The organism is Microbulbifer sp. S227A, assembly GCF_049800935.1.
The window spans coordinates 157,710-178,589 of record NZ_JBNAFZ010000001.1 but is presented as its reverse complement, the minus strand read 5'-3'; the positions used below and the strand labels follow the sequence as shown (position 1 = coordinate 178,589).

Genomic DNA, 20,880 nt, shown 5'->3' with positions numbered 1-20,880 from the left:
GGGCGCAGCATGGCCAACGATCTGTTCAACTCCTTCATGACCGGTCCGGATGAACGCGGCCGTTTTGGTGACTTCGGTGGACGCTTTGTCAGCGAGACACTTATGCCACTCATCCTCAGTCTCGAAGAGGAGTATGAAAAGGCCAAGACAGACGACACTTTCTGGGATGAAATGAACGATCTGTGGACCCATTATGTCGGTCGCCCCAGCCCGCTTTACTTTGCGGAGCGCCTGACCGACCATCTGGGCGGTGCCAAGATTTACCTCAAGCGGGATGAGTTGAACCATACCGGCGCGCACAAGATCAACAACGTGCTTGGCCAGATCATCCTGGCGCGGCGCATGGGGAAAAGCCGCATTATCGCGGAAACCGGCGCGGGTCAGCATGGCGTTGCCACGGCAACCGTTTGCGCCAAGTTCGGCCTGAAATGCGTGGTCTACATGGGCAAGCACGATGTGGAGCGTCAGGCTCCCAACGTATTCCGCATGCGGCTCTTGGGGGCCGAGGTGATCCCGGTGACATCCGGGCGGGGCACGCTCAAGGATGCGATGAACGATGCCTTGCGCGATTGGGTTACCAACGTGCGTGATACCTTCTACTGCATCGGCACGGTTGCCGGTCCGCACCCATACCCGGCCATGGTGCGCGATTTCCAGAGCATCATCGGCAAGGAAGCCAAGGAACAGATGCAGGCTGCCGAAGGCCGTTTGCCCGATACGCTGGTTGCGGCCATTGGCGGCGGCTCCAATGCCATGGGCCTGTTCTTTCCGTTTCTGGACGACAAGAGCGTCAATATCATCGGTGTCGAGGCCGGCGGCAAGGGTGTCAACGACAAGATGGAGCATTGCGCCTCTTTGACGGGGGGACGCCCCGGTGTCCTGCATGGCAACCGCACCTATCTGCTTCAGGACGATGACGGGCAAATTCTCGAAGGGTTCAGCATTTCGGCCGGGCTTGATTATCCGGGGATCGGTCCCGAGCATTCCTGGCTTCATGAAACCGGCCGTGCGAAATATGTCAGTATCACCGATACCGAGGCGCTTGAGGCGTTCCAGCTCTGCTGTGCGCAGGAAGGCATCATTCCGGCGCTCGAACCCAGCCATGCGCTGGCTCATGTGATGAAAATCGCGCCAACCCTGCCCAAGGATCACCTGATCTGCATGAACATGTGTGGCCGTGGCGACAAGGATATCTTTACGGTTGCCCGGCATCTGGGCTTCGACATGTCGGATACCGAGGGCCGCGACGCCGGCTGACCCCACCGCGATCAGCCGGCATGTGCCCGCAGCACGTCAAGCGGCACGATGTCGAGCGCGCGTTTGTGCGTTGCGCCCAGGTTGACCCTGGGCGCGCAGCCCTCGTCATGGGCTTGCAGGAACCGCGCGGCGCACAGGCACCAGAGGTCCCCGGCCCTGAGGCCCGAGAATCCGAATTCGGGGCGCGGTGTGCTCAGGTCGTTGCCCAGGTATTTGGAGAAGGCGAGGAACTCGTCGGTCATGACGGCACAGACCGTGTGGCTGCCCTGATCGGCGGCGCAGGTGTTGCAATACCCGTCTCTGAAAAACCCGGTGAGCGGATCGGCAGAGCAGGGCGCAAGCGGTTCACCCAATACGTTGATGCTGTCTTCGCGCTCCATGGCTACCCCCTTTACAGGCCGTCCGCGATCTGGCGGAACATCGCGATGTTGCCGTCGTTCACACCGGGTTCGCGAAAGGCCCGATCCGCTGCGGTGGCTACGATGACCACTTTCCGTGTTTGATCAATATAGAGATATTGCCCATAGACGCCACGTCCCAGGAATTCGCCGGGGCGGGCCTTGGCCGGGATCCACCATTGATAGCCATAGGCGGTGCGCCCCGGTTCGGTCGGCGCGGTTGCCGCGGTCGAGGCGGCGATCCAGCCGGCGGGCACAATTTGCTGGCCGTTATAGGTGCCGTTTTGCAGGATCATCTGGGCAAAGCGCGCATAGTCGCGCGTGGTGATGTTCAGACCGCCCAGGACAAAGGCCACACCGGCGCCGTCGGTCAGGTAATAGGCGTCCTGCTCTTGTCCAAGCGGCGCGATGATCTTTTCGGCGAGCAGCTCGCTCACGCTGCGTCCGGTTGCGCCGCGGATCACCATGCCGATCACATGCGTGTCGATCGAGACGTATTTCCAGACTTGACCGGGGTCGCTGAAACGCTCGGAAAAGCTCGCAGTGAAGTCGTCAAGCGTGCCGCCCAGGGCAATCACCCGCCCCATGCGATTGATGTCGGAATTGGGATCATGGTAATCTTCGTCAAAGATCACGCCGCTGGCCATGTTCAGGACGTTGCGCAGGGTTGCGCCGTCATAGGCCGTCCCGGTCAGCAGCGGCGCATAGCGCGTCACCGGATCGTCAAGCGACGCGATTGTCCCTTCGTCCAGCAGAATGCCGAATAGTGCCGAGAGATAGCTCTTGGCGATCGACCAAGAAATCCGGCGATCATCCGGCCCGGTGCCAAGAAAATAGTCTTCATGGCGGATTTCCCCGTCCTTCATCACCAGCAGCGAAGTCACTGCGCGCTGGTCGATCCAGTCCCCGATCCCCGCGGGCAGCGGGGCGGGATCGCCGATGGGCAGGGGGCTGACAGGGCCATTCCCGCGTGGCAGCGGCGCAGTCAGGAAGGCCGCGTCCATGTTCGAGAAATTGCCGACGATCCTGTCCTCGGCAAAAAGCGAGTTCACCGCCCAGAGCCGGAGGATCTCTTCGCGTTTCCAGACGCCGATCACCACCGCCGCCAGGATCAGCGACAGCAATATGCGGCCCAACCATTTGCCCAAAGTTCGCATCCGTCATCCTCCCTCGTTTGGCGCGGGCCGGCCCTGGCTAGCCCGCCCACCGTATCCAGCGGCCGTGAAAGTCCGCCCGCCCCAGGGGGATACGCAGATCGCCGGGCCACATCCGCAAGGTCAGCGCCGCGCCGCCAGTGCCCCCGTCATTCTCCATCGAAAGCCAGGCCAGGGGGCGCGTTTCGCTGGCGCGCCCGCCCGCGGCTTCGATCATCGCGGTGCCGCGTGCCTGGGATGCGGGCGGGAAATATTGCCAGGCCACGGTGTGATAGACCAGATGCACATGGCCTTCGGGCGCTGCGGACAGCCGCGACTCCAGCCAATCGATTGCGTCGCCCCGATCGGGCGGGCCATCCAGCGCGCCAATGGCTGCCCGGGTCAGGTCCATCCGGTTTGGTTGATCGGGCCAGAGATAGGCAAACAGGCGTAGCGCCTGCGCCGGGTCGCGCGCATCCAGCGGGTTCAGATCGACGCCCCGCCGTTCGGCGACAGTAATCGGCATCGTGACGGGCACCGGGCCGGTCCAGTCGGGCGCAAGGGTCAGCACGGCGTCACGCGGGCCAAGACGATCAGGTCCGATACACAGGGCATAACGATCCCATGCCAGGTTGAGCCCGGCGCTCGCACCGAGTTCAGAAGTGACAAAGGGCAGATCGTGCCGCGCGGCGATCCAGTGCGCCGCCGCGATCAGCGCGGCGCTGCGCCGGACTTCGTTGGTTTGCGGAGGGCTTTCGATCCAGTCGAGCAGGAATGCCTCATGCACGGTCAACGCATGGAGTACCGCCTTGCGCAGCTTTGCATCGGATACGCTGGCCGGTGGGTAGGCGGCTGACAGGCCGACGTCGCGACCGTCCAGCACCAGCGCATGCAGCCCGCCGGCGATCCGCAAGGGGAGTGATGCGCCGCCCGGGCCAATATCGCCGGTCCATTCGGCACAGCGCCGGGCCAGTGCGCTTTCGCTTGGCCAATGCTGCGCCAGCAGGGTCAATAATCGCTCCATGAAAGGCGATCCAAGTGCGCGACAGGCCCCGGCCTGGCTCAGAAAGGCATCGGCCAATGTCATTTGACCCAGTGTCATTTGAACCGGTCGACCAGCTTTTGCAGCGCGGTGCGGTCATCGGTCGGCACGGCCTCTGGTTTGGGGGCGGGCTTGCCCGGAGGCTTCGGTGCGCTGTTCGACGAACGTGGCGGGGCGGTGCGCAGGGCAACCGCGTTCATGAACCGCCCGCCATCCCCCTCGGCCAGATGCGGCGCGCCATCCGAAAGGCCGCGCATCAGGTCGTCCAGCCAGTCGTCATCGGCCTTGGGAAAGTCGTGCAGCACATATCCCGGCACCAGCTCCTTGCGCCCGGGATGGCCGACGCCAAGCCGGACGCGGTCATAGGCCTCACCGATATGGGCGTGGATCGAGCGCAACCCGTTATGCCCCGCATGGCCGCCGCCGGACTTGATCCGCGATTTGCCCGGGGCAAGATCGATTTCGTCATGGATCACGATCACATCCTGCGGCTCGAGCTTGAAGAACCGCATGGCCTCGCCCACCGATTGCCCGGATTTGTTCATGAAGGTCTCGGGTTTGAGCAGAATGACCTTTTCCCGGCCCAGCCGGCCCTCGGTCAGCTGGCCCTGGAATTTGGACCGCCAGGGCGCGAACCCATGGTCCCCGGCAATGCGATCCAGCGCCATGAACCCGATATTGTGCCGGTTTTTCGCGTATTTCGCCCCGGGATTGCCCAATCCGACAATCAGCTTCATGGCCAACCTCATCGTTTGATGCCTCGTCAGGGGTCTGATGCCCGATGATGCCGGAAATTGCCAGCCCCCGCACCGTGCCGGGTGATCTTGCGCGACGGGCGCGCGGGGGGGTGCGGCAAAGAAAAACGGGGCCCGAATGGACCCCGTTTCAGAACGTTCAGCAACTGGCGGATCAGTCTTCCGCGCTGCCCGCCTCGGCATCATCCGCCGCGACCTCTGCATCATCTGCGTCGTCGGCGTCATCATCTGCCGAACGCAGACCCGACGGGGCGGAAAGGTTGGCAATCACGAAATCGCGGTCAATCGTCGCCTTGGTGCCCGCGGGCAGCGAAACGGACGAGATCGTTACGCTTTCGCCGATTTCCAGCTCGGATACGTCGATGGTGATGTGATCGGGGATGTCACCGGCGGTGACGATCAGCTCGACCTCGGGACGAACCAGGGTCAGAACACCACCCTTTTTCAGACCGGGGGACACCTCTTCGCCGGTCACGGTGACCGGAATGAACAGGTTGATCTTGGTGGTGCGGCGCAGGCGCATCAGGTCCAGGTGCGTCGGCAGGTCCTTGACCACGTCGCGCTGAACATCGCGGCAGATCACCCGCACGTCGTCATGACCGTCAACCTTGAGGTTGAACAGGGTCGACTTGAAACGGCCTTGCTTGAGCTTGGTCAGCAGGGCGTTGAACGGGATGTTGATCGGCAGCGGGTCTGCGTCGCCACCAAAAACGATTCCGGGAACCTTGCCATCGCGGCGTGCCTGACGAGCGGCGCCCTTGCCTGTCCCCGTCCGTTCCTCGGCGTGAAGATCTGGGATCTCTCCGGCCATTGTATCTCTCCAAATGTTAGGGCAGGGATCCTCCAAGGCTGTATCCCCGCGTGAAGCCGCGCGTATAGACCGGATAACCGGCCTTGAAAAGAGCAAATCCGAGGGAACCCAGCACCCAATCGACCACACGAAATGTGGCGGAGGATACATGTTGCCGGGGGATGGAGGCGAGTACCGGACCCGCTACCATTTTTCTAAGCCACTGGAAGGCTTGAACAATCGAGTGCGAGGTTGAGTTGTGTGTCGCACTTCGTGTCACACTTATGTTGCTAAAGTTGCGTTTCTGTCAACCGCCGGGTGTTCTCTCAGGTGGCCTTCTATTCTCCTATAGGTGGGGCGAATGCCGCCTGTGGCCTTCTTTCCTCCTATGGTGTGCCCGAGTTGCGAACCGGGGCGTATCCCCATCCGGGCGGGTGGGGTATGGGGGAAGTCGGCGCGGCTCAGTATATGGATAGGGCCACGAAAAAATGTGTCGAGATTTTAGGATGACAGAAAAGCACCAAGGACTTCGAAAGTTTCTGACCGAGGAACAGATAGCAAACTTGCCGGATCAACGGGGGCTGCGATCTTGGGCATTCGAGCCGTACCTTAAGTTGCATAATGACAGCGCAAACGCTGCACTTGAGTCGACATTAAATTCACTGCGAGATGAATGGTTGCAGGGCTTTGAGCGGAAGCCAAATCCAAAGATGCAATGCAACTTCGTGAGTTGCCTGCGCACCTTTCTGATAAACTTGATGCGGGTCTACATTGAAGACGAAGGCCTGACGGTAGGTATTCCCAGCCAGAAAGAGCTTCTTGGGAGCCAAGTGCAGTATCGGCCAGCGTTCATGTCGGTGCATTACTACCTCAAGGCGTTGAAGTTGCTATTGGACAGTGAGCTCGTCGATATGGTCAAGCGCGGACATCGCCAAGAAAACTACGGAGAAACATCGCGGTATGCTCTCAGCGACTTGGCTCTGGAACGCCTTCCAGTAAACAAGATACGCGCTGATGACTTTGACATAGGGCGGCGAGACGAAGTTATACTGTTGAAAGATACCAAACACCGACTGATCCGGTATGAGCAAACACCAGAAACGCAATCCATGCGTGACAACCTGCGCAAATTGAATGACCTCTTGGAAAGGTCAGAGATTGCAACCACACGTCCCTCAACTGCGCATATCGACTTTGACAGCGATTTCAGCGGTCAGGCAACGGACCTGTACCGCGTCTTCAATAATGGCGATTTCAGCCAAGGTGGCCGCTTCTATGGTGGCTGGTGGATACATGCCAAGAAACACTTTCGCCGCAAGATCACGATCAACGGCGAACGCACTATTGAAGCCGACTTCAAGGCCCTTCACCCTGCGATCCTGTTTGCCAAGAATGACCTGCCAATTCCACCCGATCCCTACGCACTCATCCCCGGCGTCGCGGAAAGGCCAAGCCCGTGGGGGAGGTGTCAGAGGACGACAACCTGCTTATCAAGGGCAACAACCTGCTGGCGCTGCATTCGCTGAAAGCGCGCTATGCGGGCAAGGTGAAGCTGATCTATATCGACCCGCCCTACAACACCGGCTCAGACGGCTTCAAATACAACGACCGCTTTAACCATTCGGCTTGGCTGACGTTTATGCGCAGTCGCCTTGAGGTGTCGAAAGAGTTGCTGAGCCGCGACGGGACGATCTTTGTCAATATGGACGACAATGAAGCACACTATTGCAAAGTGCTAATGGACGAGGTGTTTGGAAGAGATTGCTTCATTGCAAACGTGGTCTGGCAGAAGCGTTATTCACGCGAAAATCGAACTGCTATTGGTGCAGCACATGACCATGTTCTACTGTTTTCCAAAGTACCCGAGGCCTACAAAGACAGCTTCAACAAACTGCCATTGGGCGAAAAACAGAAAGCGGTTTATTCCAATCCCAACGATGACCCACGCGGCCTTTGGCGCGGAGTTTCACTCTCTGCGCAAGGTTATCGGCCAAATCAGATGTATGAGATAGTCGCGCCAAGTGGCAAAGTGCATAGGCCACCTGCCGGGTCTTGCTGGAAAGTAATCAAATCTGAATACGAGCGCCTACTTGCGGATGACCGCATCTACTTTGGCAAGAATGGCGACGCTGTTCCTTCTCGGAAGCAGTTTCTCAAAGACATCGAAGGCATAGCGCCGTGGACTTGGTGGCCCCACGATGAGGCGGGCCATACTGATGAGGCGAAAAGGGAGGTTTATGAACTCTTTGGTGCAGAAGAAGCCAACAAACTGACACCCAAACCAGAACGGCTACTCGAACGCATTCTTCATGTCGCCACAAAGCCGGGTGACATTGTTCTTGACTTCTTCGCAGGATCAGGAACGACCGCATCGGTGGCATTCAAGTTGGGACGCAGGTGGATTGCAGTAGAGCAACTAGACTACATTCGTGACCTTCCGGCATCACGCCTCAAGAAAGTCATCGAAGGCGAACAAGGCGGCATTTCCAAAGCCGTTGAGTGGCAGGGCGGCGGATCGTTTGTTTATACTGAACTCGCGGCCTCCAACTCTGCCTTTGCCGACCGGATCGAAACGGCCCCGGATGTGGCCACGTTGCAAACCATCCATGCCGATATGCAGGCCACCGGCTATTTGCGCTATGACGTGGACCTAAGCGCCTTCGATATCGACGACTTCGCGGCACTTCCACTAGACGACGCCAAGCGCGTGTTGATGGACTGCCTTGATGCCAACCACCTCTATGTCAATCTCGGCTCCCTTGGCGATGCGGACTTTGACATATCGGAAGAAGACGCCCGCGCCACCCGCTCTTTCTATGGGCTGGACACATGAGCCAGACGCTTACCCAAGAGTTTGACGCGCTGGCCAAGTACGGGGCGCTCAAGGCCGACATCCCCGACGACATCACCGGCAACCTCGCGCCCAAGATTGAGTTACGCCCCTATCAGCGCACGGCGCTGGAACGTTGGCTGTTCTACATCGACAAGTACGATGGACGGCCCAAAGCCCCGCACCTGTTGTTCCACATGGCTACGGGCAGCGGCAAGACGGTGCTGATGGCGGCGCTGATCCTCGACCTGTACCGGCGCGGCTATCGCAACTTTCTGTTCTTCGTGAACTCCGCCCAGATCATCGAGAAGACCAAGGAAAACTTCCTCAACCCCGCATCGGCCAAGCACCTGTTCGCGTCCACGGTGCGCATTGATGACAAGCCCGTGGACATCCGCGCAGTGGACACCTTTGACGCTGTGTCGGGCGATGCGATCAACATCCACTTCACCACCATTCAAGGGCTGCACACGCGGATGCAGGCCCCGAAAGAGAACGCCGTCACCATCGAAGATTTCCGCGACTACAAGGTGGTGATGATCTCGGACGAAGCGCACCACCTGAACGCCGAGACTAAGAAGACGCTTACCAAGGGCGAGGCGGAGGACAAGGCCAGTTGGGAAGGCACGGTATCCGAGATTTTCCGCCAGCACCCCGAGAACATGCTGTTGGAGTTTACCGCGACCGTGGACCTGAGCCACGATGCGATCCGGGCGAAGTATGCCGACAAGATACTCTACGACTATTCCCTGCGGCAGTTTCGCGAAGACGGCTATTCCAAGGACATCGAGTTGCGGCAGGCCGATTTGCCGCCCGAAGCCCGAATGATGCAGGCGATGGTTCTTAGCCAGTATCGCCGCAAGGTGGCCGAGGCGCACGGGCTGCAATGCAAGCCGGTGATCCTGATGAAGTCCAAGACGATCAAGGAAAGCGCCGACAATGAAGCCGCGTTCACGGCGATGGTCGCGGGGCTGACGGGCGAGGCGCTGGACACGCTCAGAGCGGCCTCTGAGGGCGATGAGATCCTTTCACGGGCCTTTGCCTTCATCATGGACGAAAGGGCCATGAGCGGCGCGGATTTCGCCCGTGAGCTACAGGGGGATTTTGCGCCCGAGAAGGTGGTGAACGTCAACAACCCCAAGGATTTGGAAAACAGACAGATAGAACTCAACGCCTTGGAAGACCGCGACAACGAGATACGGGTGATCTTTGCCGTCGATAAGCTGAACGAGGGCTGGGACGTACTGAACCTGTTCGACATCGTGCGGCTGTACGACACTCGCGACGGCAAGGCCAACAAGGTGGGCAAGACCACGATGGCCGAGGCGCAGTTGATCGGGCGCGGGGCGCGGTATTTTCCCTTCATGGCCCCGGACCAGCCCGACGCGGCACGGGAAAAGCGCAAGTACGACAGTGCGGTGGACACGCCCCTGCGCATCTTGGAGGAACTGCACTACCATTGTTCTCACAACCCGAAGTACATCCAAGACATCCGCAACGCGCTGCGTGAAACCGGGATGCTGGATGAGACAGCCCGGACAGTGCGCTTAAGGCTCAAGGACAGCTTCAAGCAGACCTCCCTATATGTGAGGGAATACGTCTGGACGAATGACCGGGTGAAGAACCCGCGCGACGGTGTGGCCGGGCTGGACGCCTACAAGATCGAAGGCCCGTTCACATATCCCAACCTTATGACAGGCCGGGTAACGGAAGCCTCTGCATTTGGCGGTGGGCAGTTGACGCTGAAAACGTCGAGCAAGGAACCCGTGTCCCGCGACTTCAAGCTGGCCGATTTCGGCAGGGCCATTCTGGGCTTTGCGATGGACGCCAATGACTTCTTCCACTTCTCCAATTTGCGGACTTATTTCCCGCAACTCGCCAGTGCATCTGAGTTTATCACCTCTGACACCTATCTATGCGGCGTCACAGTAAGCGTGCGCGGCTTGCCCCGTGACTTAGATAATCTGAGCGCGCGGCAAAAACTGGACATCGCGCAATACGTCCTGCACCAGATCGAAAGTGGCGTGAAACGCGAAAGTGTCGAGTATATCGGCACCAAAGACTTCAAACCCTATCCCATCAAGGACCGCTTCACCGATAAGGTGTTGAAGCTGCGCATCGAAGGCGAGACCGGGCTAAGCTGGACGGAAAGCAACGTGCCCGGACTGGATCAGATCGACCTGAGCGGCAAGGACTGGCACGCTTATGATGACAGCTACGGAACGGATCAGGAAAAGCACTTCATCAAGTACATGCACGATCAGGAAGCCCGGTTGCGGGGCGTGTATGATGACTTCTACCTGCTGCGGAACGAGAAAGCGGTGAAGCTGTACGACTTCGACACCGGGCGCGCCTTTGAACCCGACTTCGCTCTGTTTCTGAGAAAGAAGGGCCAAGAGGCCAGCACCATCTTGCAGCTATTCATTGAACCCAAGGGCGACCAGTTGCGCCCGCAAGATGACTGGAAGCAGGACTTCCTTGTGCAAGTAAAAAGTAAGGCCAGACTTGAGACGGTATTCCAAGGGCGGGACTATACCGTTCTTGGATTGCCTTTCTTCAATGAGACGGGGCAGACCAATGCAGACTTCAAAGCTGCCTTTGAAGATGAGGCATTGGGGGCGTAAAATCACCTCTTCTGTCTATATGTGAGTAGTTCATGCATCTAATGCTGGTTCCCCCCTTTACCGGGGCAGATAAGCCGGGGTAGGAACGCGCTCAGTCCGACATCTTCGCCAGCTTGCCCACGATTTCAGCCGGATCGAAGCCAAGAACCTCGCCCAGCTTGACCAGTTCCACCACATCCACGCGGCGTTGGCCGCTTTCCAGACGTGCGATGAAGGATTGATAGACCTTCATCCGCTCAGCAAGCTCAACTTGTTTCAAGCCTGCTTCGCCCCGCTTCTCAATGAGAAAGCGGATTAGCTCATCATGCCGTTGATCTCCAAGAGTTTTAGGCATGAAAGCCCCATGCAGTTGCACTGGGCTTGTTGATTATATCTCAAAACTAGGTATCTAAAATTCAGATATTTTCGATCCTTGTCGCCCGGTTCTGCACTATGCTGGGTAGCGCGTCAGTTTCATCATCGGAGTGCGCCATGAGCCTCAACAACAAGTCTCCTGACCACCACATCGCTTACGGCGCTGCGACCGAAGGAGTGGCGGCTGCAAGTGCCAGCCTTGGCGTGATCGGGCGCTATTGGTGGAACCTGCAAATGCAGCTCTTGGTGATCACCGGGACAATGCGGTTTTTCAGGGCGTATTGGTGGCTGTTTCTTGTTGCCGGTTTCTTGCTTTTGGCTTTCGTCATGCCTTTGGGCGTGGCTTTCGTGGTGAGCGCCTTTTGTGCGGGCGCAATGAACCCGAAAGCGGCGGAAAACTTCATTGTGCCACTCAGGCATGAAGACGACGCGCCGATTAGTGAGCCTGCCGAAGCTGAACCCAATGAAGTGATTTTAGCGCCCCATTCCGATAACTTGGAGGACGTGCGACTTGCGGCGGGCATTCATCATGTCGGCTATTTGACAGCGGTCAAGCGCGACCTTGAGGACAAAGAGATTGCTGCCGCTGCGCTTGGTGCATTCGATGGCACAGTGCAGGCAATCGGTCTGAAACAGTCCGATCTGGATATGCACACCAACGGCGCGGCATTCATCGTTGCGCAACTGACCGCCCTTGAGCGCATAGACGAAGTTGACCCGGAATGGATTGCAGAAGTCACCGACGAAGCAATGACTTCCGAAACACTCGAAGCGATACGCGCCGAAGCTGGCCGCTTTGCCTACACGATGGAAGGTGCCATGCGGAATGGCCCCGACCCAAGTATCGGTTAGGCGGCTTTGCTTATGGCGAAGCGGTCAATGGCCGTCTTCAACTGAGCCAGTGTGTAGCCCTCGCGATTGTAAACCTCTTGCGTGACCCCGGATCGTGCATGGCCAACGATGCACTGCACGATAGGCTCAGGAACATCTGCTTGGCTCAGTCGCGTCACAACCGTGTGTCGCAAGCTGTGAAACACCAGACCCGGTTTTTTAACACCCAGCTTGGGTAGGAAACTCTCATTGCACCAGCGGCCCAAGGCTCGACCATAGCCGCCATTGGCGCTGTAGCTATAGTCTGGGAACAGGCGTCTGCCGTTTCGACGGCTATCCACGAAGTCTAGAAAGCCAAGGCGGATCAACTCGGAATGCAGCGGCACATTGCGCCTGCCTGCCTTCGACTTCACGCTCTTGGTGTCGTCGCCTTCATCAGTGATATTCAGGAACCATGTTTCGCCGTCCTGCTGCACATCGGCAATGTCGAGTTGGCAAATCTCGTTCAGACGTGCGCCGGTGAACATGCCCAAGAGCATCCCCCACTTGTGGCTGTCTTTGCGTACCAGCCCGGACGGGTTTTCCGTCAACTCGGTATAGATCAGGCACGCTTGGTCCTGTGTGAAGGGCTTGCGCTCACTCTCGCTGGCCTTGTCCTTCCGTACCTTCATGCCTTCAAAGAGCGTGTGCGGCGCATGTCCATGCCGCTCTGCCCAGTCGAAGAACATCTTGAACATCTGGATATGGCTGTTGATCGTCTTGGCCGCTATCTTCTTGTGTCCCGGTTCCTTGATGACCTGCATCAACGGCATGGCCTTCAACTTGGGCTTCGTGTTCCGGCTGGCCGGTAGCGCCTGCAAGATCTTCTTGACCTCGCTCGCATCCTGCTTGGTGATCGTGGCAAGCAACCGATCAGGGCCGAAGTATTCGACAAGGATATTCAGGTAAGCCCGGTTCTGGCCGATGGTCTTGGGAACCCATTGGCGCGAATGCTCAGCGATGAAGTCATCCACCGCCGCGCCCAAAGGCGATGAGGCGGGCAGAGCGGGTGCAGGAGGGGCCGGAGCGATGGCCGTGGCATCGTCATAGGAATATTGCTCAAGGCGTTCAGCGGCTTCCAGAACGCGCCTGAGCATGTCACGGCGACCTTTCCTTAGCTCAATCGTGGCGCGGGGCTGGCTGGCATCCCAATCTGCATCAGAAATGTCCATCTTGCGCTTGAAACGGGCCACAGGAAGCCATTGTGGGTGTGCTGTTTCCATATCGACATAGGTTTCATGGTCCAGCATTTCTTCGCGAACATCGACCAAGGCATTCTTCGACAAGCCTCTCCGGTCCAGCCAATTCATGTACTGGTCTAGTTGTGCCTTGAAGTAGGCTTGCACTTTTTCGCGTATCTCGTCTTGTCGCAGTCCAGCCAAAGTCTTGTTTTCCTGTATTAATCGTCCACAGGATGCAAGATGACGGGCCAAATCACCAGCCCGATCTGGGCAGCGTGTTCGCAAGGAAAGTCTGATTGTTCTTCTTGGGTGGCCTTCCAAGGCAGGGAGTGGCCAGCGAAAGTAGAAAACCCCGTGTCTTGAAGGGGATAGATAGGATGACAGCATCATAGGGTGTGTGTCCCACTTTGTGTCACACTCGACTATCTAGCCGCTAACTCATTGATTTAGATAAAAATGGAGGCGAGTACCGGAATCGAACCGGTGTACACGGATTTGCAATCCGCTGCGTCACCACTCCGCCAACTCGCCGCGCTATGGTGGTGGGAGGCGTCTAGCCGATCTGTCGCGGGGCTGCAAGTGGCACATATCGGGTTTTCGCTCCGCGGGCCGTTGCCGGGGGGCGGGCAATGTGGCAAAAGCTTTGCAACCGTGTGAACAAGAGAGTTTGGTGATGACAGATTTCGCGCTCCGCCGCCGGATGATGGTCGATACCCAGGTGCGGCCTTCGGATGTGACCAAGTTTCCCATCATCGATGCGATGCTGAAGGTCGAGCGTGAAGCCTTTCTGCCTGATGCCCTGAGAGAAGCGGCCTATTCGGGCGAGAATATCGCATTGGCGGACCGGCGTGTGATGCTCGAGCCGCGGACCCTGGCCAAGATGCTGGACGTGCTGAATATCTCGCGCAATGAGCTGGTGCTGGATGTGGGCTGTGCGCAAGGCTATTCCTCTGTCGTGGTGGCGCGCATGGCCGAGGCGGTCATCGCTGTCGAAGAGGATGCCGAGATGGCAGCGGAGGCGCAGGCGGCGATGGTGCAATCGGGTGCGGATAACGTGGTCTTGCATGAAGGGGCGCTTGCGGACGGGGCGGCAGAACATGGCCCTTATGACGTGATCCTGATCCAGGGTGGCGTGGCGCAGGTGCCCGATGCCATCGCGGCGCAGCTCAAGGACGGTGGGCGAATCGCCTGCCTGTTCATGGAAGCGGCGCTTGGGGTGGTGAAAATCGGCTACAAGACGGCGGGAACCGTGTCATGGCGCTTTGCGTTCAACGCGTCCGCGCCGGTCTTGCCGGGTTTTGAGAAAGAGGCCGCATTCGCGCTCTGATTGGCGGGGCGCGATGGCGGCTGTGTGAGGTGAATGCAGTGGGACAACACGGGGACAACCCGGGCGCGCCCGACGCGATCAGGAGACCGAGATGAGCAGGAAATCAAATTTTCGATGGGGCAGGGCCGCGGCGCTTGCCGTGACGATCGGCAGTGCGGTGTTTGCCGCCAGTGGCGCGCGGGCGGAAAACCTCGCGGATGCAATGATCGGGGCCTACAACACCAGCGGGTTGCTTGAACAGAACCGGGCGCTGTTGCGTGCGGCGGACGAGGATGTCGCGGCGGCGGTGGCGACATTGCGGCCAGTGCTGGACTTTGTCCTGACCGACACGCTGCGCGAGCCGAGGCTTTGGGCTGGCGGGGTCCGGAGCCAGAGTTCGTCGCAGGTGACGGCGGCGCTTGAGGCGTCGTGGCGTTTGCTGGACAACGGGGTGCGGCGGCTGACGGTTGCGGCTTCCAAGGAGATCGTGCTGGCCACGCGGCAGACGCTGGTGTCCATCGAACAGCGCGTGCTGTTCCGGGCGGTGACGGCCTATATGGACGTCATCCTGCAGACCGAGAACGTGTCGCTGCGGCAAAACAACGTCCGGGTTCTGGGCGAGGAATTGCGCGCTGCGCAAGACCGGTTCGACGTGGGCGAAGTGACCCGCACCGATGTGGCGCTGGCGGAATCGCGGCTGGCAGCGGCGCGCAGCAATCTTGCGAGCGCGCAGGGGCTGCTGGTCAATGCGCGGGCGGAATACGTTAACGCGGTCGGTCGCGAGCCGGGCCAGCTGGTGACGCCGACCAATTTCCCGCAGCGCCCGGCCTCGGTCGCGGCGGCGCAGGCGATTTCCGTGCGCTACCATCCCGACATCCTTTCGGCACAGCGCCAGGTGGCGGCGCAGGAAATTCGTGTGCAATCCGCGACCAAGGCGCTTGGGCCGACGGTTGACGGCTCGGTGTCGCTTGGCCTGCTCGAAGATTGGGACAGCTCGAATGACGGCTATGATGCCAACGTGACGCTCAGCCTGCGCCAGCCGATCTATCGCGGCGGTGCGCTGCAATCGGATATTCGCGCGGCCATGGCGGACCGGGACGCGGCGCGGGGCAACCTGTTGAGCGTTCAGCGGGATACGGTTCAGGGTGTGGCCGATGCTTTTGTGCGGCTCGACGTGGCCCGCGCCAACCTGACCGCAACAGCCGAGCAGGTGCGGGCGGCGAGGGTTGCCTTTGACGGTATTCGCGAAGAGGCAACGCTGGGTGCGCGCACCACGCTTGACGTGTTGACCGCCGAGCAGGAATTGCTCGATGCGTTGACCGCGCAGATTTCGGCGCGGGTGGAAGAGGTGATCGCCTCCTATCAGCTCGTGTCGAGCCAGGGTCTTCTGACCGCGGAACGGTTGGGGCTGGCGGTGCAGATCTACGATCCGACGATCTATTACAACCTGGCCAAGGAGGCTCCTGCGCGGGTGTCCAAACAGTCCAAGGACCTTGACCGCGTGCTTGAGGCCCTGGGCAGGCGCTAGGGTCTTTCACCCGGCGCTCGCAACCCGCGTTCCCGTTCAATCCGGGGCATTGTACACCGTCTGACGCGTTGAGATGCCGGGTTTGCGATGCCTCTAACGCGCCACCGTGACGGGCCCGGGATGCGTTGGCGTCGATCGCGATCGGACATGTAAAAAGCGCGGGCAACACTGCCCGCGCTTTTTTTCAGTGCCCGATGGAAAGGAGTTGGTCAGGCGGCCTCGGCCTGCTGCGCCGCGTTGCGCCGCTCGCTTTCCTCGCGGGAAAGCGCAACAGACGTGCGGACCCCACGGCCCACGAATTCCATCAGACCGGATACGACACGTTCATTCGGATCGATGCCGGCACAGGAGAGCACCTCGCGCCCGTCGCGCGAACGGGCCCAGCGGGCAATCTGTTCCGGCCCATTGCCGTATTTCTTGTCGTCGGCGATGGCGTCATCCAGCGCAGCCAGTACCACCGCCGCAAAGAGTTTACGTGCACGATTGCCTTGTTCATTGTTAAAGGCAGTGCCGTCAACGAAATCTTTCATCTCGTTTCCTTTGTTATTCTTGCTCTTGTAATTTTTCGGCGCGACGTCCCTTATGACCGATCAAAACCGATTCGGATACCCCGCATTTGCATAGCTTGCATTCTCTCAGCGCATGGCTTTCTGCATATGCAGCACGAGATATCGTTGTATTGCCAGTCTCGATCCCGCCATATATAGGAGCCTGAGCTTTTCGATCAAGCACATGCGAAGGTAAAACCATGCCCAAAATCAACGGCAATGAAATCCGCCCCGGCAACGTTCTGGAACATAATGACGGGCTGTGGACGGCGGTCAAAGTGGATCACGTCAAACCGGGCAAGGGCGGTGCCTTCGCACAGGTGGAACTGCGCAACCTGCGCAACGGCAGCAAGCTGAACGAGCGGTTCCGCAGTGCCGACAAGGTCGAGCGGGTGCGGTTGGAACAGAAGGACCAGCAATTCCTTTATGAAAATGACGGGATGCTGGTGTTCATGGACACGGCGACCTACGAGCAGGTGGAATTGCCAGCGGAAATCCTTGGCGACCGGCGGCCGTTCCTGCAGGACGGGATGACCGTGGTTGTCGAATTCCACGAGGCCGAGGCGCTGAGCGCATCGCTGCCGCAAAAGGTGACTTGCAAGATCGTCGAGACCGAACCGGTGGTCAAAGGCCAGACGGCGGCGAATTCGTTCAAACCGGCGATTTTGGACAACGGGATCAAGATCATGGTGCCGCCCTTTGTCGGGCAGGATGAACTGGTCGTGGTGAACACCGAAACCATGGAATATACCGAGCGCGCCTGATCGGTCCCGATGCGCCCGGGGCGGTTCAGCCGCCTACGCGGGCCACAGGGTTGCGTCCGCCGCCGCCATGGCGTCGGTGGCGCGGTCAAATCGCAGATAGGCCAGCGCGTGATCGCCGGATTGCGTCAACAGGGTTCCGGCGGCCTTTTCCCCGGCGGTGATCGGCGTGCCCACGGGCGCGCTGCCCTCGATGCGGACCCGGCGCAACCCCTTGCGCAATTCGGTCTTGTGCCGCATCCGGGCGGTGACCTCTTGCCCGACATAACAACCTTTGCGGAAATCGACCCCGTTCAACAGATCAAACCCCATTTCAAGGATGAACGTGTCCGGCGTGAGTTCGATGCCGGTTTCGGGGATGCAATGGGCAACGCGGATCGCGTCCCAATCGGTGCCGTCTTCCTGCGTCTGACCGGTCGTGTAGCGGCGCCAGCCAAGTGCCGGGTGGCGCGGGTCGGCATGGGCATCCGCCGGTTGCGCACCGGTGCCACGTTGCAGGTTGAGCCCGCTCTCGGCAATCGTCACATCGGCGCGCAGCTTGTACATCGTCAGACGCTTTTTCAGATCGTCCGCCAGGGGCTCGGCCACATCCAGCAGCACCGCGTCATCCTGGCGCAGCAGGAAGAAATCGGCGATGAACTTGCCCTGCGGAGTCAGCAGCGCCGCATAGATCAACCCGTCATCCAGGCGCGCGATGTCATTGGTGATCAACCCTTGCAGGAAGGTTTCGGTATCTCGACCGGCGAGCGTGAGAATGCGTCGGGCGGACATGGCGGTCTCCTGATTTGACTTGCCCCGACATATAGGTATGCGTGCGGGAAACAACAGGGAAGCCCCGATGCCTGCCGAAATCTCGATTGTCATTCCGACCCTGAACGCCCAGGCGCATCTGCCGGCCTGTCTGGCGGCGCTGATGGAGGGGCTTTCGGCGGGGTTGATCCGCGAACTGATCGTGTCCGATGGCGGCAGCACCGATGCCACCTGCCGGATTGCCGACGAGGCAGGGGCCGTTCTGATGACCGGTCCGGCCTCGCGCGGGGGGCAGCTGAGCCGGGGGATTGCCAAGGCCAGGGGGCGCTGGCTGCTGGTGCTGCATGCGGATACGCAGCTTGCGCCGGGATGGGCCGCCGTGGTCGAGGACCATCTGGCGAACGGGCAGGGGCAGAGCGCCTATTTCCGGCTGGCGTTTCGCGCACGCGGGGTGATGCCCGCATGGGTCGCGGGCTGGGCCAACCTGCGGTCGCGGCTGTTTGGGCTGCCCTATGGGGATCAGGGCCTGCTGCTGTTGCGCACGGTCCATGACCGGGTGGGTGGCTATCCCGATCAGCCATTGATGGAGGATGTGGCGCTGGTTCGTGCCTTGCCGCGCCCGCTGGTCGCGCTGCCGGTTGGCGCGCTGACCAGCGCCGAACGCTATCGCGAGGCGGGATGGCTGCGCCGGGGCGCGCGGAACCTGTGGACCCTGGCGCGGTACTTCGCGGGGGCCGACCCCGAAACACTCGCCGCCGCCTATCGGCGCTGAGCCGCCGGTTTTCAGCCCAGCAGCTTTTGCCCGAGGCGGCGAATCCACGAGGCGCGCGGTTGCGACAGGTGCGGCGCATGTGCCGCCAGGGCCGCCGCGCCTTGCGGGTCGATCACGGTTTTGCCGCCCTGGAATTGCAGGTGGTAGAGATCGGCATAGATGCCGCCGCGTTCCAGCAACTCGGCATGGGTGCCGGCATCGACCACCTTGCCTCGGTCCATCACGATGATCTTGTCGGCATTGATGATGGTCGACAGGCGGTGCGCGATGACCAGCGAGGTGCGTCCGCCCGCCAACCGGTCCAGCGCCGATTGAACCACTTTTTCCGATTGCGCATCCAGCGCGCTGGTGGCTTCGTCCAGCAACAGGATCGGGGTGTCGCGCAGCAGGGCGCGGGCAATCACCACCCGCTGCCGCTGTCCCCCCGACAGGGCCGAGCCGCGCGGGCCGACCCGCGTATCCAGCCCCTCGGGCAGCTTGTCGATGAAATCCGATACATGCGCGGCGTCGAGCACCGGCTTGAGGTCGGCGTCGGTCACATCGGTGCGGCCCAGCAGGATGTTGTCGCGCAGGGTTTCGTCAAACAGCAGCGCGTCCTGGCTGACCACGGAGAACAGGCCGCGCAGCTGAGGCAGGTCCATCGACCGCACGTCAATTCCGCCAAGTTTGACATTGCCCGATTGCGGATCGACCAGCCGGGTCAGCAGGTTGAAAATGGTCGATTTACCCGCCCCCGAGGCCCCGACAAGCGCGGTGGTCCTGCCCGCCTCGGCGGTCAGCGAAAGATCGCGCAGCACCTCGGCATCGCCATAGGCCAGCGACACATGTTCAAGTTCCACATTCGGCAGCCCCTTGGGCGCGGCAACCGGCGTATCGGGCGATGAGAGCAGGATCGGCGCGTCCATCAATTCCTTGAGCCGCTCGATCGAAGCGGCCGCAGCCTGCCACGAGCCGCTCAGGTTGGCGAGGCGGCGCATCGGGTCAAAGGCCAGGCCGATGGCGGTGAAAAAGCTCATGAACTGGCCGACCGTCTTGTCGCCCGCGATGATCTCGGCACCGCCATAGAGCAGCACCCCCATGAACCCGATACCGGCCATCATGTCGATCATCCCGGTGATCGAGGCGGTGCCGAATGTCGCGCGCAGCTGGGCGCGGCGGAAGGTGTCGGTATACCCGGCATAGCGGCCGACCTGGTAATCCTCGAGGCTGTTGAGCTTGATCGGCACGATGCCGTGAAACACTTCGTCCAGCCGGGTCGAGAGCGTCGCCCCGAGATCGCGGGCAATGGCCGATTTCTTGCGCACATAGCGTTGCGCGATGCCGATCGGCAAAAACATCAAGGGCACCCCGACCAGCATGATCGCGGTCCAGGCCCAGTCGATATTGACCGCCACCCCCAGCAGCACGACCAGCGAAACCAGGTCCTTGCCCGCCCCGGTGATGATCCCGCGCCACACGATGTCGATTGAACTCACGTCGCCCTGCACCCGCTGGATCAGGAACCCCGGCGGATGGTTCTGGTGAAACGCGGTGTCCTGGGTGATCATCCGCCTGAGCAGGTCGACCCTGAGATGCGCGCCGCTGATCTGCGACACATGCGCCAGAAGCAGTTTCTGGGTGACACCGGCAAGGCCGCGGACCGTGAAGATCACCAGGAAGGTGATGCTGACCCAGGTCAGCGCGCCACTGTTTCCGGCGACGAAGACCTCGTCGAACATGGGCTGCATCATATAGCTGATCGCGCCGATCATGCTGCCTTCGATCAGCATGAACAGCATCGCGAGGGCCATGGTGCCAGTGTGCTGATGCAGATAGCCACGCCACAACCACCCCAGCAGTTCGGCCGAGGATTTGGGAGGTGTGCTCATAAGGTATTGATCCTGTTGAGGTGCCAGGCGGATGGTTGCCGCCGACCGGGTTTTGGCCATTTAATCACCTGAGAATTTCGGCGCAACCCGTGTGATCCGCCAGATTGACCTTG

Annotated in this window: 19 protein-coding genes and 1 tRNA gene; 9 read left to right on the top strand and 11 right to left on the bottom strand. The window is 60.2% G+C overall.

Annotation, left to right across the window (positions count from 1 at the left end):
* The first annotated feature begins 9 nt into the window (after positions 1-9).
* Positions 10-1,257 (top strand): tryptophan synthase subunit beta, encoded by a 1,248-nt coding sequence (gene trpB / locus ACP15R_RS00850; protein WP_424984470.1) that lies wholly within the window; start codon positions 10-12, stop codon positions 1,255-1,257.
* Between the two features lie 11 nt (positions 1,258-1,268).
* Here trpB and ACP15R_RS00845 read toward each other — a convergent pair whose 3' ends face one another.
* The 5 genes from ACP15R_RS00845 to ACP15R_RS00825 all read right to left on the bottom strand — a co-directional run bounded on the left by ACP15R_RS00845 (position 1,269) and on the right by ACP15R_RS00825 (position 5,396).
* Complete coding sequence (locus ACP15R_RS00845; RefSeq protein ID WP_424984469.1) at positions 1,269-1,637, bottom strand: DUF2237 family protein; 369 nt, start codon at positions 1,635-1,637, stop codon at positions 1,269-1,271.
* A gap of 11 nt (positions 1,638-1,648) precedes the next feature.
* Positions 1,649-2,812: a serine hydrolase domain-containing protein gene (locus ACP15R_RS00840; RefSeq protein WP_424984468.1), complete on the bottom strand. Its 1,164-nt coding sequence runs from the start codon at positions 2,810-2,812 to the stop codon at positions 1,649-1,651.
* Positions 2,813-2,849: 37 nt separating this feature from the next.
* Positions 2,850-3,890 carry a DUF2332 domain-containing protein gene (locus ACP15R_RS00835; protein WP_424984467.1) on the bottom strand — a complete coding sequence of 347 codons (1,041 nt, stop codon included), beginning with the start codon at positions 3,888-3,890 and terminating at the stop codon, positions 2,850-2,852.
* Entirely contained in the window at positions 3,887-4,567 is a 681-nt protein-coding gene (pth, locus tag ACP15R_RS00830; protein WP_424984466.1) for an aminoacyl-tRNA hydrolase, read from the bottom strand. The genes ACP15R_RS00835 and pth overlap by 4 nt, the downstream gene beginning before the upstream one ends.
* A gap of 172 nt (positions 4,568-4,739) precedes the next feature.
* Positions 4,740-5,396: a 50S ribosomal protein L25/general stress protein Ctc gene (locus tag ACP15R_RS00825; RefSeq protein WP_424984465.1), complete on the bottom strand. Its 657-nt coding sequence runs from the start codon at positions 5,394-5,396 to the stop codon at positions 4,740-4,742.
* 485 nt (positions 5,397-5,881) lie between these two features.
* Between ACP15R_RS00825 and ACP15R_RS00820 the strand changes: the two genes are divergently transcribed.
* The 3 genes from ACP15R_RS00820 to ACP15R_RS00810 are packed head-to-tail and all read left to right on the top strand — an operon-like array spanning position 5,882 to position 10,829.
* Complete coding sequence (locus ACP15R_RS00820; RefSeq protein ID WP_424984464.1) at positions 5,882-6,901, top strand: hypothetical protein; 1,020 nt, start codon at positions 5,882-5,884, stop codon at positions 6,899-6,901.
* Positions 6,841-8,208: a site-specific DNA-methyltransferase gene (locus ACP15R_RS00815; RefSeq protein ID WP_424984463.1), complete on the top strand. Its 1,368-nt coding sequence runs from the start codon at positions 6,841-6,843 to the stop codon at positions 8,206-8,208. The genes ACP15R_RS00820 and ACP15R_RS00815 overlap by 61 nt, the downstream gene beginning before the upstream one ends.
* Positions 8,205-10,829, top strand: coding sequence for a DEAD/DEAH box helicase family protein (locus ACP15R_RS00810; protein ID WP_424984462.1), 2,625 nt, complete (start codon positions 8,205-8,207; stop codon positions 10,827-10,829). Before ACP15R_RS00815 ends, ACP15R_RS00810 begins: the two co-directional genes overlap by 4 nt.
* Positions 10,830-10,920: 91 nt before the next feature.
* Here ACP15R_RS00810 and ACP15R_RS00805 read toward each other — a convergent pair whose 3' ends face one another.
* Positions 10,921-11,163, bottom strand: a complete 243-nt coding sequence (locus ACP15R_RS00805; RefSeq protein ID WP_424984461.1) for a helix-turn-helix domain-containing protein — start codon at positions 11,161-11,163, stop codon at positions 10,921-10,923.
* Positions 11,164-11,300: 137 nt separating this feature from the next.
* Here ACP15R_RS00805 and ACP15R_RS00800 point away from each other — a divergent pair, with 137 nt between their 5' ends.
* Positions 11,301-12,035, top strand: coding sequence for a hypothetical protein (locus tag ACP15R_RS00800; protein WP_424984460.1), 735 nt, complete (start codon positions 11,301-11,303; stop codon positions 12,033-12,035).
* Here ACP15R_RS00800 and ACP15R_RS00795 read toward each other — a convergent pair.
* Positions 12,032-13,435, bottom strand: a complete 1,404-nt coding sequence (locus ACP15R_RS00795) for a site-specific integrase (protein ID WP_424984459.1) — start codon at positions 13,433-13,435, stop codon at positions 12,032-12,034. The genes ACP15R_RS00800 and ACP15R_RS00795 overlap by 4 nt on opposite strands.
* A 256-nt stretch (positions 13,436-13,691) precedes the next feature.
* Positions 13,692-13,765: transfer RNA gene (locus ACP15R_RS00790), tRNA-Cys, on the bottom strand.
* A gap of 142 nt (positions 13,766-13,907) precedes the next feature.
* Between ACP15R_RS00790 and ACP15R_RS00785 the strand changes: the two genes are divergently transcribed.
* Complete coding sequence (locus tag ACP15R_RS00785; protein ID WP_424984458.1) at positions 13,908-14,561, top strand: protein-L-isoaspartate O-methyltransferase family protein; 654 nt, start codon at positions 13,908-13,910, stop codon at positions 14,559-14,561.
* A gap of 91 nt (positions 14,562-14,652) precedes the next feature.
* Positions 14,653-16,068 carry a TolC family outer membrane protein gene (locus ACP15R_RS00780; protein ID WP_424984457.1) on the top strand — a complete coding sequence of 472 codons (1,416 nt, stop codon included), beginning with the start codon at positions 14,653-14,655 and terminating at the stop codon, positions 16,066-16,068.
* 209 nt (positions 16,069-16,277) lie between these two features.
* Here ACP15R_RS00780 and ACP15R_RS00775 read toward each other — a convergent pair whose 3' ends face one another.
* Complete coding sequence (locus ACP15R_RS00775) at positions 16,278-16,598, bottom strand: DUF6280 family protein (RefSeq protein ID WP_068332272.1); 321 nt, start codon at positions 16,596-16,598, stop codon at positions 16,278-16,280.
* A gap of 218 nt (positions 16,599-16,816) precedes the next feature.
* Between ACP15R_RS00775 and efp the strand changes: the two genes are divergently transcribed.
* Positions 16,817-17,380, top strand: coding sequence for an elongation factor P (efp, locus tag ACP15R_RS00770; protein WP_424984456.1), 564 nt, complete (start codon positions 16,817-16,819; stop codon positions 17,378-17,380).
* 33 nt (positions 17,381-17,413) lie between these two features.
* Here the strand turns inward: efp and ACP15R_RS00765 are convergent, their stop codons facing one another.
* Positions 17,414-18,148, bottom strand: coding sequence for a YgfZ/GcvT domain-containing protein (locus ACP15R_RS00765; protein ID WP_424984455.1), 735 nt, complete (start codon positions 18,146-18,148; stop codon positions 17,414-17,416).
* A 67-nt stretch (positions 18,149-18,215) separates the two neighbouring features.
* Between ACP15R_RS00765 and ACP15R_RS00760 the strand changes: the two genes are divergently transcribed.
* Positions 18,216-18,899: a TIGR04283 family arsenosugar biosynthesis glycosyltransferase gene (locus tag ACP15R_RS00760; protein ID WP_424984454.1), complete on the top strand. Its 684-nt coding sequence runs from the start codon at positions 18,216-18,218 to the stop codon at positions 18,897-18,899.
* 11 nt (positions 18,900-18,910) lie between these two features.
* On the opposite strand, the gene ACP15R_RS00755 is transcribed toward ACP15R_RS00760, so the two are convergent.
* Entirely contained in the window at positions 18,911-20,767 is a 1,857-nt protein-coding gene (locus ACP15R_RS00755; protein ID WP_424984453.1) for an ABC transporter ATP-binding protein, read from the bottom strand.
* Between the last annotated feature and the right edge of the window lie 113 nt (positions 20,768-20,880).